Genomic DNA, 14,600 nt, shown 5'->3' on the forward strand with positions numbered 1-14,600 from the left:
CGTTATGCATATTTTTTCCCATAAACGGCGGCGAAGGAAGAGCTGGCCTCTGCACACGGACGGGTCAATGTTCTCCCCCGGTAAAGCAATACCGCCTTCACCGGAGCCTGTCCGTGACCGGCCTGTGGCCGGCAGGCCCCCGCGCCGGCTGCCGGCATCGGGGGTGTGTCCGGTCCGGTCAGTCTTTTTTGAAGGCGTCCTTGACATGTTCGCCGGCGTTTTTCAGGTCGGCCTTGATCTGATCGGCCTGCCCCTCGGCCTGCAGGCGTTCGTCCCCGGCGGCCCTGCCCGCTGCTTCCTTGGCCTTGCCGGCAGCTTTCTCGGCGGCGTTTTTGATCTTGTCGTCCAGGCCCATGGTCCCTCTCCTGCCCTCCCGTACACCTGCCGGCAGCCTCCGGGGCTGCCGCTTTCATCGTCCCACCGCGTCAGCGTCTGCAACAGCTGGAGAAGCCCTCGTTCCGGTCCGCTGCGGTCAGACGCCGGATCCGCACGCGCCGCTCAACAGGATCAGCCGCATCAGGCAGGGACTGAAACCGGAATCGGCCAGTCCGCCCGCCGGCTTGCCGACCGAATCGGCCGGTGCCTGGGCGGCACGGCCGGGTGCAACCGCAGTGAACTGCCGGCGATGGCCCGAAGACCTCAAACATTCCGCAGCGGTCCCGGAACCGGCAGCCGACGATGCACCCGGCTCTCATAGGGCATGCTGAGCACAGTCAATGGCGTCCTTACGTGGTTACCGGATCCGGGTAGGTTGAAAAATCAGACTGCCCCTGCGTGGCCGGCGGCTGGGCGGCACGGCCGGGTGCAACCGGTGTCATCACCTCTGGTTTGTCCGCGCTCCTGCCATCCCGCTGTGCCCTCGGCCAGGGGTCCAGTCCCCTGCAGGTTTCAGCCGGCCCGGCGGCGGCGCCACCGCTGCCAGGGCCGTTCGGTTCCCCAGTGCAGGGCCACGGTCCGGCGGGCCCGGTCCAGCCGCCGCAGGTTCTGCCGGAACCCGTACAGCGACCGCGGCGAGATCCCGACCCGCAGTCCGGGGTCGTACCGGATGGTGCGGTGCGGGCCGAAGTGGAAGCTGAGGTCCACATCGTCGTGCAGCTCCGGATCATCCCGGTGCACCGCCGCACTGACCTCCTGCCAGGCGGCGCGCCGGAAGGCCATGTTGGATCCCCACAGCGGCACGTGCCCGAACACCGGTCGCATCCCGAGCAGGTACGACTGCAGGTAGAGCGCGCCGGCCGCCCGTACCCAGGGGCGGGACAGGCTGTAGAAATCCGCGGTGCCGACCAGCGCATCCAGGGCCGGGTCGGCGGTGAAAGCGTCCTGGATGCGTTCCAGCCAGTGGACCGGCGGCGCCGAATCAGCATCGCAACGGACCACGACGGTGCCAGCCGCCGCGTCGTAACCGGCCGCCGCGGCGGCCGGAATGCCGGGAGCCGGTTCGACGACGACGCGGGCACCATACCGGGCGGCGACCCGAGCACTGTCATCGGCGCAGTTGTTGTCCACCACCACGATCTCCAGCGGCCGGACGCTCTGGCCCCCAATGAGGCTCAGGCACTGGGCCAGCATCACGGCATCATCCTTCACCGGAATGACCACCGACAGCGACGGCTCCATCTCTGCTCCCTTCACCGGCCGGTAGCGGGTATCCGGCAGCCGTATCGCGTGCCTGTGCCCGTCCCGGCCCTTTGGCCCATCCTAGAAGGCCAGGCGCTGCCGGTTCCCTGGACCCGGCGGCCGGTTTCCTCCGGCCGGGCTCAGGGCAGGTGTGCGCTCACCGGGCGATGCGGGCAGCAGAGGATAAGACTTCAGCAGCAACCGGGTAACGAGCAGGCCGGCACCGGAGGCAGAGAAGCCCCAATGCCTGCTTCCAATCCGGGCTGACGGGTCCGGCGAGGGCACAGCACAGCGTCCTTAGCACTGGCTTACCGGTACCCCAACGAGGTCCACTACAGTTACCAGCAGCCGTCCGCGGCAGCGTAGAGAAAACCACTAATCCGCTGTCCGAAATCTCCTAAGCAGCCCACCCGGATGGTGCCGCGGCTCTTCTACCTGCAGTCCCTACAGGTAGACCATCAGAGAGCAGGCAAAATTTTCACGAGAGACTATTGCCAGGGGACCCAACAAGGGCAGCCCCCTGAAGCCGTCCGGCCCCGGTCCGGTGCTGGTGGATTGACCGGCCAGCTGCGGCAGATGCGCTGCCCGGCCCCTGCAGAGCCGACAAACACTGCGCAGCGGACCACGGCCAACCCCCGGATGGGCCGGACGCAGCGCAGCGTCCCGACGGGCGTTCCCCTTCAGAGAGTTCCGCCGCATAGGCTCCGGTACGCAATTGCCGAAGCGGGCGGACCGGAGCAACCAGCCGAACCTGCCCCCCAGGTACAACAGACCATCTTTTCAGCCGCACTCCTGCTGCACAGCCACCGCATAAAATGCCGGGTCTTCCGCATGTGCGGAAGACCCGGTAACCTGCGGATGCGCAGGGTCTGGCCCTTGAGGCCCGGCAGAAGATCCTTGGCTGGATCCTGGCCGTCAGCCTAGCGCCGGTCCTTGACCTTGTCCTTCTTGTCCTTGACCTTGTCCTTCTTGTCCTTAACCTTGTCCTCGTCCTCTTCCTCGTCCTCTTCCTCGTCCTCGATCGGTTCCTCTTCCTCTTCCTCTTCCTCGTCCTCGATCGGTTCCTCTTCCTCTTCCTCTTCCTCTTCCTCTTCCTCTTCCTCTTCCTCTTCCTCTTCCTCTTCCTCGTCCTCGATCGGCTCCTCTTCCTCTTCTTCCTCTTCCTCGTCCTCGATCGGCTCCTCTTCCTCTTCTTCCTCTTCCTCGTCCTCGATCGGCTCCTCTTCCTCTTCTTCCTCTTCCTCTTCCGGATACGGGTCCTCTTCCTCAGCCCCGAGCGGGTCCTGCACGGCGGTGGCGTCGGTGATTACGGATTCGGTGGCAACACCGGTGGTCTCTTCGATGTCTCCGCCTGCCTGGGCTCCGGTGACTCCGACGGCGAGAAATACACTGGAAACCGCCGCCGTTCCGATAATCTGTCTGGTCTTGCTCTGCATGGTCTTCTCCGAAACATGGTTTTCGAAGTGCCGATCGGCACCCTTTTCGGGTTTGCGGATCTTCTCGCTGCAGCCGTTAACGGTTGGGTCCAAGCGGCAAATGCAGCGCTAATTCAATTCCCATCCGTAAACCGGGGGAATTTTCTCAATCATCCCTTGGGAAAACGTTATGAAATTATGCCCCTCATAAATTTCAGGTCACAGCGATTTTCACGATACGGCCCCGCCCGGGTGGAGGAGCCGAAGGCGGGTCCAGGAATGTTCGGGCCCATCTTTATCCACGGACACCGACAACAGCGCCTACAGGGGACAAAGTGGCTCGGCCCCGTGTTTACGCCCCCGGAAGGCGGGCCTATTTCACCGGCACGGCCTGCTGCCCGAGAATCCATAACACAGCGGCCCAAAGCGCCACCACGAGCCCGGCTAACGCCGCAACCCGCTGGGAAAGCTCTCCGGGTACGCCTTTAACAGTGGTGACTGCGCATCATTGGCTCTCCGGCCCGCGGCCGCTCTTCACCGTGTCATGAAGTCTTCAGCGTCGGACCCCTCGGACGCTGAGCGGCACCGGCCCTGTTACCGCCGAGCACCGGGGACTGCCTGCCCGGGCCCCGGCCCGTGGGCAGCCCCGTTGTTCACGCGGTCCGCGTTTTCGGGCCGAAAGACGGGGCCGGCCGGGGATTTGTCGCATAAGCTTGCAATAACCGTGGAGACCGGCTCTACGTGGTCTTCTATTTCGCTGGCCTGCCAACCATTGGAGGATCGGCTTACGCGAGACTGAGTGGTTAGCAGTTCGGCTCGTCGGGCGACGTCATTATGTGCTTCGTGTGAGCACCTGCAATCAGTCTAAAAGTGCCGGGCATACTGATTGCATCGCATCACTGGCACCTTGATGAGGCGCTTGCAACGGTAGCGACCGCCCCTGACCGGGTGCTGGGTGTGAGGCAACGGTTGGTTGAACGCCTAGGACGGAGGCTGGCCTGGAGAGCCGACCCTCGGTGCGACGTGGAGTCTCAGGCCTCGTCGGCTTCGTCGAAGATGCGGAAGGCCAGGGTCCCGTGGGTGACCGCCGCGCCGGCGCCCAGGGCGGCGGCGATCATGGTGGCCTCGGCGATCTGGGCCTTGGTGGCGCCGGCCTGCTTGGCCTTGGTCACGTGGACCTGGAGGCAGTACGGGCACTGGGAGGAGATCGCGACGCCGACGGCGATCAGCTCGCGGTTCAGCGGGTCAATCGACCCGTCTTCGCGGCCGATCGTCCCGTCGAACTTGGCGTAGGCGGTGAACTCGGGTCCGGCCAGTTCCTTGAACTCGCCCAGCCGGTCCAGGTCCTGCGGGGAGTGGTAGTGGGTCGTCATGGTGTGATCCTTTCCAGTCGGGGTCAGAACAGGCGCGGGAAGCCGGTGACAGTCTCACGGTCCGCGCATGGCGGTCCCGGCCACCCGGGTTCTCCACCTGGTCCCAGGGCGGCGCATGCCACCCCCGGGGCAGGTTACGTCGATCCGGCCAGGATCTGCAGCGTTGCGCTTGGGGGCGGCCGCTGCCCAGGTTGAGTGTCGCATCAACGAACGAATGTTGAGGCAAGTGGTGCAGCGGGCATCCGAGGGTCGCCGATGACCATCGCGGGCAGAGGGGGGCGGGATGCCAGGCGGGACCGGGCATCCCGACGGGTGTTATGGCGTGCGGGCCTGGCGCGGCGGCGATTGCAGTCACGGGGTGACGGTGGGGGCTGCGTATCCTTCCCGGAGCAGGGATTCCAGCGGCTCAACGCCGGCATGGGATTCCGCGGCCACATCTTCGACCCATGCGAGGGCCAGTTGGGCCAGAAAAAGGTCCCTGGCGCTGATATCTGGTCTTGCCATCCCTTTGTCCTGGGCGCGTTGGAGGAACTCCGCGGTGATGTCCTGCAACTCCATGCACGTGAGGGACAGCGCCGAAGTCTGCTCCTTGACTGCGGAAAGCATGGGGTCGGCCAGTCCCTGGAATGTCTTGAAATAGTCGCACAATCCGCGCAGCCAGTCCTGAAGCGACGAGGACGCGTCCCCGGTCTGCGCCAGTGAATCCCGCATGGCCCTGAGCTCGTCCAGGCGTTCTCGCAGGGTCGAGGCGATCAGGTCGTCGCGGGTCGGGAAGTGCCGGTAGAGCGTGCCGGGGCCGACTCCTGCCCCCTTGGCGATCTCGTCCAGCGGCGCCGCGACCCCCCGCCGGGAAAACTGGGTCAGCGCCGCCTCGATAATCCTGCCCTCGTTACGCCGCGCATCTGCGCGCCTTGGTTTCGAGCCGGTGAGCAATGCGGTCCCCTACATCTACGGTTTTGACAATCGGAGTGTGTCTCCGCCTATAGTAGCAATCGTTGAAGTGGAGAACGTGTCCGCTTGTGCGGACCGAGGGGGTGGGTGTGGCACCTCTCCAACCCCTCGGCCGGCCTTTCCGCGCAGAACCGGCTTGGACCCGCAGACCCGGGCGCAGAACCGGCCACAGGGTCCGGGAAGCAAGGGCCGACCCCATCCGTGGGTCGGCCCGTAACCAGGAGAGACGACCGCATGGCCGATACGGCAGTACAGGATGCTCCCGAACTGTCCATTCTGGACGTCACGTATATCTACCGCGGCAGTACGCCGACCGGGGCCCTGAGGAATTCCACGGACGGTGGCAGGAACGCTGCGGGGCTTGGCCGGTGATGCCTTGGCCGACGAGATCATGATTGTCGACTTCCATGCAGACCAGGAGGGCCGTCTGCGGGCCTACGACCTGCTGGCCAAGGAACTCCTGATCTGACGCCCCATGTCCATATGTCCATGAAGCATGCGGGGCTCGAATCCTCGAGGCCCCATTATTCGAAGGGAAAGTGCCCGGCAGTGGCCAGAGAAAAGAAGTTGAAGATGGGCGCCGTCCTTGAAGGCCTTGGATGGAATTTCACGGGCTGGCGCCACCCTGATATGCCGGTCGATGCCAGCGAGAACATTGACCACTATGTCCAACAGGCAAAGATCGCGGAGTCGGGGAAGTTCGACACGCTCTTCCTGGTCGACGTCAGCCACGTCGGCCCCGGGAACATCCCCCACTACCTGAGCATGTTCGAGGGCGTGAGCATCATGTCCGCCTTGAGCATGGCGACCACCCGCATCGGGTTATCGGCGTCGATTGCCACCTCCTACGCTGATCCATTCACCGCCGCACGGCAGATCCTGTCTCTTGACAAGATCAGCAAGGGACGGGCAGGGCTCAATGCCATCACGTCCAATCCGGGGGGAATGGTCAACTACAGCAGGGGGCACCTGACCAAGGCCGATCAGTACCCCATGCAGACCGAATTCATGGAGATCGCCCTGGGCCTGTGGGACTCCTACGAAGATGACGCCTTCATCCGGGACAAGGAACGCGGCATCTTCCTGAACCCGGCCAAGATGCACCCCGTGCGCTACCGGGGCAAATACTTCTCCGTGGACGGTCCGCTGAATATCAGCCGATCGGCACAAGGCCGGCCAGTGCTGTTCACGGCAGGGTCCTCCGCCAACTTCATGGAGAACGCCGCGAAATACACGGATGGGGCCTTCATTCTGGGGCAATCGCTTGAATCCTCCCAGGCCACTGCGACCGAGCTCAAAAACCGGGTCGCGTCAGCAGGGCGATCAGCGGAGGACTTCGTCATTGCACTGTCGCAGACGCCGCTGGTCGGAAGAACCGAGCAGGAAGCCGAAGCGAAGTTCCAGGAAATGCAGGATCTGAACCGCCCGTACCCGCTCCCCCGACCCCTGTTCTTCGGCTCCGCCGAGAACGTGGCCGACCAGATCCAGGAATGGCATCAGGCAGGGGCGATGGACATGTTGCTGGTCCGGCAGGACCACCCCACCGGCCTGAGGGACTTCGTTGACCTGGTCGTCCCGATCCTTCAGGACAGGGGCATCTTCCGAACGGACTACGAATCCACCACGCTGCGCGGCAACCTCGAGCTGCCCATCCCGCAGCATCGTCGGCCTTGACGGACCCAGCCCGGCCGGCACCGGCACGGCCCAGGGCCCGCTCATCGAGGGCCGCCGAGACTGCCCTGACCGAACCCCGAGGAAGGAAAAACCCATGACCACCAAGAACGTCACAGATGCCAGCACCTACCACCGCCTCGGCGACCACACCCAGACTCCGGCGAAGCGCTTCAGCGGTGGCTCGAAACACTCGGCGACTGGATCAGGGTTTACCACGGGCTGCCCGAGCCCCTGCGGGCGGCCTGGATGACGCCCACGTCTCCGCTGACACCCACCGTGCCAGGGACTTATTGACACGACCGAGGACTTCCTGCGCAGGGCCCAGCGGGACGGCCAGGCCAGGGAGGGACTGAGCGGCCGTGACCTTTACCTCGGGGCGCTGGCGGTGGTGTGGGCAGCAGAGGCCGCGACGGCAGAGAGCACCACCTCGGACCTGCTGCCCACGGTGCTCCGCTACGGCTGGGCCGCCGGCTAGGGGCAACCCTGAAGATGGCGGCCACCGGCCGGTACCGGACTGTGCCTGATGTCCGCTGCCTTGACGATGGTCAGGTCGGCGGGGCCCGGGGGCCATGCACCATTTGCCAGATCCCGAAGGACTCAGGCAAACCACCCCAAATCCTCCCCCGGGGGCGGGCAGCCACACTCTGTACGTCGAACACCATCCCGCTGCCGGTGTCGCCTGACCGGCCCCGCTGAGTGCGTCACGGGCCTCAGCGGGAGACAGAAATACCACCAGCGGTGATCGTTGTCACCGCTTAATGCACCCACTGTGCGAACGAAGGGAAACTCCGACAATGTCTGTGCCTTTGAGCATTCTCGACCTGGTCTCCATCTCCGAGGGGTCCACGGCCCGGGACGGCATCGCCGCCTCGATGGATTCGGCCCGCAGTGCTGATCGGTTGGGCTTCCACCGGCTCTGGTTCGCCGAGCACCACAACACCCCCAACCTCGCCTCCAGCGCCACCGCACTGCTGATCTCCCAGGCCGCCTCGGTCACCGAGCGGATCCGTCTGGGCTCCGGTGGGGTGATGCTGCCCAACCACGCCCCGCTCATGGTGGCCGAACAGTACGGCACGCTGGCCAACATGCACGGGGACCGCATCGACCTGGGCCTGGGGCGCGCTCCGGGAACGGATGGGATGACCGCCCAGGCGCTGAGCCGGTCTTCGGCCGAACCGCAGGCCTTCGCCCGAAGCATCCATGATCTGCAGGGCTGGTTCAGCGATTCTGGCACCGCGCATAGTACGCCGATCGTCTCGGCCGTGTCCGCCGGGACCGAGGTGCCGATCTGGGTGCTGGGGTCGACCGTCAATGGAGCCTCCATCGCCGGCCAGCTGGGCCTGCCGTTCTCCCTGGCCTCGCACTTCGCCCCCAACCAGATCGATGACGCGATCCGGGTGTACCGGGAGGCCTTCACCGCCGAAGTTCCCACCGCCCAGATCGACGAGCCCTACGTGATGGCGGGCATCAACGTCATGGTGGCCGACACCGACGAGCAGGCCGAGCGCGAGTTCACGGTGGTCGAGCAGATGTTCCACGACACCCTGACCGGGCAGCGCCGCAAGATCCAACCACCGGTGGACCCGGACACGCTGGTCGGGCAAGGCGGGAAGGACAATCCCATGCTCCGCGTCAAGGCCGTGGGCGCCCCGCAGACGGTGAGGGCGCAGCTGGAGGAGTTCGTCGAGCGCACCGGCGCCGATGAGCTCATCACCTCGACCTATGCGTTTGATCCAGCCGTGCGCGACCGCTCGTTGCAATTACTGGCAGAGACCTGGTTCTAAACAGCACGTGACTCTGCCCCCGGGTAAAGCGCAGCAGGGCCGGACGCCCCGGTGCCTGGGGGGCCTACCCCACGGCACCAGCACCGGGCCGAACCAGGGTCGAGAGTCTTCAGGAGGAACTTGCGCCGAGCACGCTTTTTACCTCGACTACCAGAACGTCAAGGCCAGCACCCCGAATACACCTACTCCCCCGCCACGAAGGACCCAGCGTATGCCCCAACCGGACGGGCAAAACGCTCCCCCACGCTTTATGACCCACTCCTGCGTCGCGGACATGAAGTCCATCGTGACTTCTCTTCGCCAGGCATGCGAGCAGTTCGAGCAGTTCCGAACCAAGATGGGCGCTGCGCTGGCGCAAGCCGCCATCTGATGGGCGTTTGAGGCGGGCCGTTCGGGCCGCGTAGCCCGCCGTCTTCTCCAAAGAGTGCCGCGCCCTGGTTCTGGGCGCACAGCGCGGGGTCGGTGTGGTCCATCACAACCAATGGCACACGACCCGCTCTGAGAGGGCGGGAGCTACTGGATCCGACGCGGAGCGGGTACAGGACGTTCTCCATGCGGGGGTCGAGTTCGGCCGGGGGTTCTGGCTGTGCCGGTTCTTCCGGTTTTGCTGCGTCGGCATGAGCTGGTCAATGCGTGCCGAGTCCGTCTGGGCGGCTTTGAGCGCGTCGGCGTGCTTGAAGGGTTCCGCCAGTGCTTTATCTGCCTGTTCGACGCGCGACCCGGTACGGTTCACACCGCCATCGAGCGGGTGGTTAGGCTGGGTGGATGGCGACAGTTATTCTCGTGCGGCACGGCCGCACCACAGCCAATGCCACTGGACTGCTGGCCGGTCGGGCCGTCGGCGTCAGCCTGGACCAGATCGGGCGCGGCCAGGCGGCTCTGACCGGAGACCGGCTCGCGGCCGTGCCCCTAGTCGGGGTGGTGTCGAGCCCTCTTGAGCGTTGTCAGCAGACCGCCCAGCTCATCCTCGATCGCCAGACTGGCACGCCGTACGCGCCGGTCGATCTCGATCTCACCGAGTGCGATTACGGCCAGTGGCAGGGCCGCACGCTCAGTGATCTCGCGACCGAGGATTTGTGGCAGGTTGTGCAGTCGCAACCGTCCGCCGTCATCTTTCCCGGCGGTGAGTCCATGGCCGCGATGCAGGCTCGGTCGGTGGCAGCGATTCGACGCCACGATGCAGCCTTTGAAGCCGAGTACGGGCCAGGGGCCGTGTGGGTGGCGGTGAGTCACGGTGACATCATCAAGTCAATCCTCGCCGATGCGCTCGGCATGCACCTTGACCTGTTCCAGCGTATTAACGTGGGCCCCGCCTCCGTATCGATCGTGCGCTACGGCGCTAGTCGGCCGAGCGTCTACGCGACCAACACCGACGCGGGGGATCTGTCGTGGCTGTCGAACGGCATCCACTCCGGCGATGCGCCGGTGGGCGGCGGTGCAGGGCAACAGGCGCCATGAACCTCATGTGCCTAAAATACTGACATGCCTACACGTGTTCACGAGTTTGCCTGGCCTGATCGGGTCGTCGTTGGCACCATTGGCCTTCCGGGGGCGCGCACGTTCTACCTGCAGGTGCGCGCAGGGACGCAGATCGTGAGTATAGCCCTGGAGAAGCAGCAGTCGGCTCTGCTCGCGGAGAAGATCGACGAAATTCTCGACCAGCTCATCACCGTCGAGGGCAACCCCTTCAGTGTTCCCACGAGTACTCCCATTGAACTTGTCGACAATGACCAGCTCGAGGCCGTTCAGGAGCAGTTTCGGACCGGCGCCATGAGCTTAGGTTGGGACCCAACCACGGCGCAGGTCGTAATAGAGGCCTACTCCATCACCGATGCCGATGCTGATGACAACGACGAATCGCTTGATGAGGACGGCGCTAACGAGCCCGAAATGCTGCTGGTGCGAATGCCGGTCGGCACCGCCCGCGCATTCGCCAGGCGCACCCGTGAGATCGTGGGCGCCGGGCGTCCGACGTGCTCGCTCTGCGGTTACCCCATAGACGCCGACGGGCACATCTGCACCCTTCCCGAGGTCTGATGCCAGCGCCGGACCTAGTGACCGCCGAGCTGACGCTCACCGGCCGCATCACGACGGCTTCAAACGCTACATTCCTGGGCAGCATCGGCGACGTGGTGGTCGTCTATAAGCCGATAGCAGGCGAAAGTCCGCTGTGGGATTTTCCCCACGGCACCCTGGCTCACCGGGAGGTGGCCGCCTACCTGGTCTCGCAGGTCTTCGGCTGGGACGTCGTGCCGCACACCTGGCTGCGCGATGGTCCGATGGGCGAAGGAATGGTGCAGCTCTGGCAGGAGCAAGACCCCGCCCAAAGCGCCGTGAACCTGGTCGCGACGGACCACGTGCCGGAGACGGGCTGGAAACACGTTCTCGAGGGACGAGATGAGAACGGACGGATGATCGCCCTCGTTCACGAAGACTCGCCAGTGCTCAGACGCATGGCGGTGTTCGACATGGTCGTCAACAACGCCGACCGCAAAGGCGACCACATTCTTGCCATGACGGACGGACACCGGCACGGCGTGGACCATGGGCTCACCTTTCACCGTGACCACAAGCTGCGCACGGTGCTGTGGGGGTGGCTGGGAGACGCTCTGACCGCCGAGGAACGCGACGGCATCGATCGTGTCAGCGAAGGACTGCACGGTGGGCTGGGCCGAAACCTGGCGGACCTGCTCAGCGCCGAAGAAATCGCATCGCTCGCCGCGCGCTGCGCCCGGTTGCGCTTGGCAGGGCGGTTTCCGGCTCCGAGCGGTGAGATGTCGGCGGTGCCCTGGCCGCTGTTCTAAGGGAATTACGGCTACGCGCTTCGCAGGCTGTGTCACGTTGATGGCATGGATTTTAAGGTAGCGACGGAGCTCATCATTCCTGAGTGCGAGCTCGGCTGGCGATTCTCCAAGGAGCCAGGCCCCGGCGGGCAACCCTCTGTTCCGAAGGTTTCGGCGATGCGAGAGACATCAACTGTCACCGGGAATTCACGGCACAAACGCCGATAACGGCGCATATGTTCGGTGATTTTCAGCCGTGTGGTGAGCCGGGTTCGGGGCCAAGACCGTCATCGGTGCTGCGCATCCAGTAGGACCAGCAGGTGCCTCCGCCGGACTTGGAATGGAACCGGACACCGGCCGCGTAGCTGCCCGCACGGCTAGGCATCCTCGTGCCCCGGTTCGGCACGGGATGAGGTTTAGGTAAGGCGCTCTCCGGTGATGTGGGCCAGGTGGTTCACCAGTTCGGTCTGCAGCCGGTGGTCGTAGGCGGCCCGGTGTGCTTGCACGAGGTGCTGATGGTGCCAATAGCCGCCACTCGTGCGTGCCTGCGGGTCCTCGCTGGTGGCAAGCCATTCCTGGGTGAGGTGGCCGAGCCGCAGGTCGTCCGGGGCGTTCGGGCCGCCCATCCTGGTGGGCACCCAGCCGGGATCGACAGCGTTGCTGAGAACGTCCGGCCATAACCGGGCGACGGCCAGTGCGAGAGCGGTGACGTAGAGCTTGCTGTCCGAGTAGGACACGCTTTGTGCCCCGCCGCTGCGGCCCAGGCCGGTCAGGTCGGCGCGGCCGCCGCGGTGTAGGCCGCTGCTGAGGTAGATCAGCCGGTGCGGGCGGGGGATGAGGGCGGTGAGCAGGTAGGGTGCGACGACGTTGACCCCAAAGACATGCGGACCGTTGAGCACGCCGGCGTTGTGGACCACGGCATCCATCGGACCGAGTCGGTTCACTTGGTCGGCGACGTCGCGCGTTTTCCCGATGTCTGACAGGTCACCGACCACACTTAGCGCGCCGCAGTCAAGGAGATCCTGTACCGCGGCCAGACGGCCGGCGCTGCGTGCGTGCACGACAACATGGTGGCCGTCGCCCAGGAGGGACTGCGCGGCGGCCCGTCCGAGCCCGTCGGTGGAGCCGGTGATAAAAATGCGCGCCATCAGTCCTCCCTCGCTACGGCGATTGCCTGATGTTGCCGCCGCTGGTGAAGTATGGGTCCAGCCCCATTATGGGCTCCTGCACTGGGTGCGGTCAGGCCGCTGCCTCGATCGAGTGTCGAAACAGCCGTATTCGTCACCTTCAGTGGACGGCTCGCAGCGTGAGGACCACCTTCGTGGCCCGGCGCTCATCCATCGCCTTGTCACCCTCGGCAGCCTGCTCCAGCGGCAGGGTCAGGTGACCGTCGGCTCCGCGCTGCGCCGATCCCGGCTGCCTTGTCCAGGGCCCGCCGGGCGCTGATCCGGCACCGCGAGGCCCGGATTCTCACCGGCTCCCCGGTTTCCCGCGGTTTCGGGCGAAAAACGGGGCTGCCCGGTGATTAGTAGCATAAACGGGCATTATCGTATGCAATAATCGGACCTATTGAAGCGAGTGGTGAGCTAATGCGGCGATCACCTCGGACAGTCCGGAAACCGCCGTCGACGCCCGGTCGCGCGCGCCCCAACGCGCTGCACTGGATCGAGCAGGTCCTTCAGGAGCCGGGTGAGCATGGGTTCTCGGCCAAACTGCAGCCCTTTTCGGTCCACCGGGCAGAACGGCGTTAACCAGCCGGTGAGGCTGCCCCTGCGGAGTGCTGCTGCAGGATGCCGCTGCCCCGCACTCAGCTATCCACCGGATACTCCGGGCTCAACGCCCGGTGGCAGCCGCCCGAGCCGGCATGGATTCAATGCCGCAGACGTGAGCAGGGCGCCTTCCGGGCCCAACTGAACAAGAGCATCCGCTCAAGCCCGGCTGCGCGCGAATCGGCCAACGAGCTGACCAACCAGCGCAATAACCTGGCGGTGGACATTGCATTGCTGGCCTGGATCCGTTCGCAAGCCCACCGGCGGCACCACGGATATCCTCATCGGCGGCAATGCACTGGTCTCCGGCGCCAGGTTCCGCCGGTGCAGCTCGCCGGTGGCCGCAGGTGTACCTGTGCGACACGCCGGGGCGGAAAAGTTTTCAAGAATTTTTGCCCCGGCCAGTTGGCGCGATCAGCCGACAGCCCGGGCCGATTTCGTGGGGCGGTCAATAACACAATGGTAAATTTCTGGGCTGCCTTAGAGCGATTGGTTCCATAAGTTCCATTGGAAACATCGCTCCCAGCACCCTATATGAGGTGGATATGTGACCGACGAAGTCGAAATCGGCATATTGGTTCCATTCCCACCAAAAACACCGAAATCACCATTGGTGGGTCAAAAACTTGTGCCTGCGATGATGGCGTAACACCGCCGGGCGTCAGGCCTCCCCGTGACGGGGGCGACACACCGGTGGAAACTTTTTCACTTGCGTCCAGGGATGGTTCGACGGTGGTAGGTTCAGGACATCTGGAAAAAGTTACAGGTGACCGCTCAGGCGTCACCCGGACGGATTCCGGTTGTTCGATCCGAATCAATGCATGGCCGCCGGCCACGCCTGCGAAACCGGTTTACCCCGGAAGAAACGGGCACCCGGCACAAGATCCGAAGGACAGTGGAAAACATGGCTGCTACAGGAAACCGCGGAGGCGGGCAACGGAGTAAGGGCGCACGCCGCTTCGTGGGAACCCGCGTACCGGTGAAGAATCATGATCTGCTTCCGCAAGCCGCTGCAATGGAGGGCTACTCCAACGTGAGCGAATGGGTGGCGGCCATGATTGACGACAAACTGAAGTCCCTGGATTTCGATAAAGACAATCAGGAGAGGCTGCCGCTCGAGCAAATGGCCTCTTAACGGTAAGAAGGCCCGCACAAGGCGGGCCTTCTTCAAAAGTCCAAGCTCAACACCTGTACTGGTTTGCCGGCCTACCAGGTGATGAGCTCCTAACAGAAA

General features: G+C 64.7%; 15 protein-coding genes. 9 read left to right on the forward strand and 6 right to left on the reverse strand.

Annotated elements, in window-relative coordinates:
• Positions 1 to 178: 178 nt before the first annotated feature.
• The 5 genes from AC5RW2_RS37440 to AC5RW2_RS37460 form a co-directional block, all read right to left on the reverse strand.
• A complete protein-coding gene (locus AC5RW2_RS37440) occupies positions 179 to 355 on the reverse strand; it encodes a CsbD family protein (RefSeq protein WP_494033016.1) in 177 nt (58 codons plus the stop codon).
• 533 nt (positions 356 to 888) lie between these two features.
• The gene (locus AC5RW2_RS37445) at positions 889 to 1,617 is read right to left on the reverse strand and encodes a glycosyltransferase family A protein (RefSeq protein WP_494033015.1); all 729 of its coding nucleotides are present in this window, start codon (positions 1,615 to 1,617) and stop codon (positions 889 to 891) included.
• Between the two features lie 920 nt (positions 1,618 to 2,537).
• Positions 2,538 to 3,146 carry a hypothetical protein gene (locus AC5RW2_RS37450; RefSeq protein ID WP_494033014.1) on the reverse strand — a complete coding sequence of 203 codons (609 nt, stop codon included), beginning with the start codon at positions 3,144 to 3,146 and terminating at the stop codon, positions 2,538 to 2,540.
• A 917-nt stretch (positions 3,147 to 4,063) separates the two neighbouring features.
• Positions 4,064 to 4,405 carry a carboxymuconolactone decarboxylase family protein gene (locus AC5RW2_RS37455; protein WP_494033013.1) on the reverse strand — a complete coding sequence of 114 codons (342 nt, stop codon included), beginning with the start codon at positions 4,403 to 4,405 and terminating at the stop codon, positions 4,064 to 4,066.
• Positions 4,406 to 4,756: 351 nt separating this feature from the next.
• Positions 4,757 to 5,338 carry a TetR/AcrR family transcriptional regulator gene (locus tag AC5RW2_RS37460; RefSeq protein WP_494033012.1) on the reverse strand — a complete coding sequence of 194 codons (582 nt, stop codon included), beginning with the start codon at positions 5,336 to 5,338 and terminating at the stop codon, positions 4,757 to 4,759.
• 358 nt (positions 5,339 to 5,696) lie between these two features.
• On the opposite strand from AC5RW2_RS37460, the gene AC5RW2_RS37465 reads away from it, so the two are divergent.
• The 8 genes from AC5RW2_RS37465 to AC5RW2_RS37500 all read left to right on the forward strand — a co-directional run bounded on the left by AC5RW2_RS37465 (position 5,697) and on the right by AC5RW2_RS37500 (position 11,618).
• Positions 5,697 to 5,825 carry a hypothetical protein gene (locus AC5RW2_RS37465; RefSeq protein ID WP_494033011.1) on the forward strand — a complete coding sequence of 43 codons (129 nt, stop codon included), beginning with the start codon at positions 5,697 to 5,699 and terminating at the stop codon, positions 5,823 to 5,825.
• Positions 5,826 to 5,929: 104 nt separating this feature from the next.
• Positions 5,930 to 7,030, forward strand: a complete 1,101-nt coding sequence (locus tag AC5RW2_RS37470) for an NtaA/DmoA family FMN-dependent monooxygenase (protein ID WP_494033010.1) — start codon at positions 5,930 to 5,932, stop codon at positions 7,028 to 7,030.
• A 289-nt stretch (positions 7,031 to 7,319) separates the two neighbouring features.
• Positions 7,320 to 7,505 carry an SbtR family transcriptional regulator gene (locus AC5RW2_RS37475; RefSeq protein WP_494033017.1) on the forward strand — a complete coding sequence of 62 codons (186 nt, stop codon included), beginning with the start codon at positions 7,320 to 7,322 and terminating at the stop codon, positions 7,503 to 7,505.
• A 319-nt stretch (positions 7,506 to 7,824) separates the two neighbouring features.
• Positions 7,825 to 8,814 (forward strand): LLM class flavin-dependent oxidoreductase, encoded by a 990-nt coding sequence (locus tag AC5RW2_RS37480; protein ID WP_494033009.1) that lies wholly within the window; start codon positions 7,825 to 7,827, stop codon positions 8,812 to 8,814.
• A 211-nt stretch (positions 8,815 to 9,025) separates the two neighbouring features.
• A complete protein-coding gene (locus AC5RW2_RS37485; protein ID WP_494033008.1) occupies positions 9,026 to 9,184 on the forward strand; it encodes a hypothetical protein in 159 nt (52 codons plus the stop codon).
• Between the two features lie 395 nt (positions 9,185 to 9,579).
• Positions 9,580 to 10,272 (forward strand): histidine phosphatase family protein, encoded by a 693-nt coding sequence (locus tag AC5RW2_RS37490; RefSeq protein ID WP_494033007.1) that lies wholly within the window; start codon positions 9,580 to 9,582, stop codon positions 10,270 to 10,272.
• A gap of 24 nt (positions 10,273 to 10,296) precedes the next feature.
• Positions 10,297 to 10,851: a DUF3090 domain-containing protein gene (locus tag AC5RW2_RS37495; RefSeq protein WP_494033006.1), complete on the forward strand. Its 555-nt coding sequence runs from the start codon at positions 10,297 to 10,299 to the stop codon at positions 10,849 to 10,851.
• The gene (locus AC5RW2_RS37500) at positions 10,851 to 11,618 is read left to right on the forward strand and encodes an SCO1664 family protein (protein WP_494033005.1); all 768 of its coding nucleotides are present in this window, start codon (positions 10,851 to 10,853) and stop codon (positions 11,616 to 11,618) included. The genes AC5RW2_RS37495 and AC5RW2_RS37500 overlap by 1 nt, the downstream gene beginning before the upstream one ends.
• 395 nt (positions 11,619 to 12,013) lie before the next feature.
• Here the strand turns inward: AC5RW2_RS37500 and AC5RW2_RS37505 are convergent, their stop codons facing one another.
• Positions 12,014 to 12,745, reverse strand: coding sequence for an SDR family NAD(P)-dependent oxidoreductase (locus AC5RW2_RS37505; protein WP_494075143.1), 732 nt, complete (start codon positions 12,743 to 12,745; stop codon positions 12,014 to 12,016).
• Positions 12,746 to 14,261: 1,516 nt separating this feature from the next.
• Here AC5RW2_RS37505 and AC5RW2_RS37510 point away from each other — a divergent pair.
• Complete coding sequence (locus AC5RW2_RS37510; RefSeq protein WP_494037204.1) at positions 14,262 to 14,501, forward strand: hypothetical protein; 240 nt, start codon at positions 14,262 to 14,264, stop codon at positions 14,499 to 14,501.
• The last annotated feature ends 99 nt before the right edge of the window (positions 14,502 to 14,600 follow it).

It is taken from the genome of Arthrobacter sp. B0316-1-20 (genome assembly GCF_059091865.1).

Coding starts and splice junctions, on each gene's coding strand:
- AC5RW2_RS37440 (WP_494033016.1), bottom strand. CDS start 355: ATGGGCCTGGACGACAAGATCAAAAACGCCGCCGAGAAAGCTGCCGGC.
- AC5RW2_RS37445 (WP_494033015.1), bottom strand. CDS start 1,617: ATGGAGCCGTCGCTGTCGGTGGTCATTCCGGTGAAGGATGATGCCGTG.
- AC5RW2_RS37455 (WP_494033013.1), bottom strand. CDS start 4,405: ATGACGACCCACTACCACTCCCCGCAGGACCTGGACCGGCTGGGCGAG.
- AC5RW2_RS37470 (WP_494033010.1), top strand. CDS start 5,930: ATGGGCGCCGTCCTTGAAGGCCTTGGATGGAATTTCACGGGCTGGCGC.
- AC5RW2_RS37480 (WP_494033009.1), top strand. CDS start 7,825: ATGTCTGTGCCTTTGAGCATTCTCGACCTGGTCTCCATCTCCGAGGGG.
- AC5RW2_RS37485 (WP_494033008.1), top strand. CDS start 9,026: ATGCCCCAACCGGACGGGCAAAACGCTCCCCCACGCTTTATGACCCAC.
- AC5RW2_RS37490 (WP_494033007.1), top strand. CDS start 9,580: ATGGCGACAGTTATTCTCGTGCGGCACGGCCGCACCACAGCCAATGCC.
- AC5RW2_RS37495 (WP_494033006.1), top strand. CDS start 10,297: ATGCCTACACGTGTTCACGAGTTTGCCTGGCCTGATCGGGTCGTCGTT.
- AC5RW2_RS37500 (WP_494033005.1), top strand. CDS start 10,851: ATGCCAGCGCCGGACCTAGTGACCGCCGAGCTGACGCTCACCGGCCGC.
- AC5RW2_RS37505 (WP_494075143.1), bottom strand. CDS start 12,745: ATGGCGCGCATTTTTATCACCGGCTCCACCGACGGGCTCGGACGGGCC.